General features: G+C 35.9%; 2 protein-coding genes. Both read right to left on the reverse strand.

The features are described 5' to 3' along the window. The coding region (locus tag L1D51_RS21485; protein ID WP_239964838.1) for a hypothetical protein at positions 1-389 on the reverse strand (389 nt) is incomplete at its 3' end. 27 nt (positions 390-416) lie between these two features. Continuing rightward, positions 417-1,110, reverse strand: a 694-nt coding sequence (locus tag L1D51_RS21490; protein WP_239964839.1) for an MBL fold metallo-hydrolase, incomplete at its 5' end; no start/stop codon positions are given.

Consider the following 1,110-nt stretch of genomic DNA (forward strand, 5'->3'; position numbering starts at 1 on the left):
ATGTAAATCTTACACTGCTTCATTGTGATTCTCTTTTCTGTCACTCGACGAAAAACCCCAGACATATTGATTCTTTGACCGATGGATACATCTATCAGCGAGGGATATTTACTTAATGGTAAAACACAAAGGAACAAGCTTGGCTGACCAAATTTATCCGTAATCTCTATTGATGGCAAACCAAATATATCAGGACCTTTATATGCAACAATGCCGGTTAGCTTTATTCGTTTATCTTGAAATTCATTTTTTAACATACTTTGGTCGGTAACAGCATCCTGAAAAACCATCTTTGCCTCAGTAAAACGCTCAGCATTAGCCAATAAAGAGGTCGAATATATAAGTGAAATAGATAAAAATAACATTCTTAATGTCAACAATAGATCCATCTTTTGTTGTTCCCCATAAATGTTCAATTATTTAGTAGGTATACCAAATTCACTTTTAACATCATCATAAGAGATACGTTCCGCAAAATTTTGTAATAACTTTTTCCCATTAGAAGAAATGTAGTTGCCATGTCCAAATGCGATTTTATCAAAATTTTCAGCCAATAGGTTATCAATGCTTTGAACCTCTTTAGCGACATCGACAAAGTTAGGGGGCAAATCAAACTGTCCATTTACGTTAGTCAATGCGTCACCCATAAAAATTATTCCACTATGTCGCTTAAGCAAAAAACTAACATGTCCTAGTGAATGTCCTGGAGTAGCTATAACCTTTATGCCGCCAGCAAGAGGCAATGTATCCCCTTCATTGAACTCATGTTGTACTTGAGCAGAATAGGAAGGTGGCATGCCGGTATACAGACTACCATCTTTCTTATATACAGCAGGGTAACCATTTGAAGCATCTTTCAAGTATGATGCATCTTTCGTATTCATCCAAATCGCCGCACCACTGAATTGTTGTAAAGCATGTACATTTCCAATATGGTCAGGGTGTCCATGAGTAATAAGGATATGTTTAACATCTTTAGGGTCATAGCCAGCTAAGCGGATAGCATCAACGAGGATATTAGTGCTTCTTTCCGCATTAGGAAATCCAGTATCAATAACAATTAAACCATCTTTTTTATCTTCGATAATATAACTATGAACAAAAGATAAT

The organism is Pseudoalteromonas shioyasakiensis (assembly GCF_022398475.1).
GTDB lineage: Bacteria > Pseudomonadota > Gammaproteobacteria > Enterobacterales > Alteromonadaceae > Pseudoalteromonas.